1 protein-coding gene is annotated in these 291 nt (G+C 66.7%); it reads left to right on the forward strand.

Annotated elements, in window-relative coordinates:
- A partial coding sequence (locus tag R0J92_RS22400) for a M24 family metallopeptidase (RefSeq protein WP_411053277.1) occupies positions 1–291 on the forward strand: 291 nt, incomplete at both ends.

Here is a 291-nt window from a genome sequence, read left to right on the forward strand (position 1 = left end):
CTGTGGCATCGCCGCGCGCGCCTTTGACCGGGTGCCGGAGAGCGCAGGGGCTGGCCGTCAGCTCGACGCCGTGTTTCGCGATTTTCAGGCTCTATTGCTGGGCGAAGGGGCCGATTGGGTCAGTTATCTGGCAGGCGGCGCCGGTCCCGAGGGCTATGGCGATGTCATCTCGCCCGCGCCTGCGCGTGCCCTCACTCAGGGCGATGTGGTGATGCTCGACACCGGCGCAGTGCGCGAGGGGTACTTCGGCGATTTCGACCGCAACTATGCTATCGGACCGGCCTCGGATCT

It is taken from the genome of Tritonibacter sp. SIMBA_163 (assembly GCF_046535935.1).
GTDB lineage: Bacteria > Pseudomonadota > Alphaproteobacteria > Rhodobacterales > Rhodobacteraceae > Epibacterium > Epibacterium scottomollicae.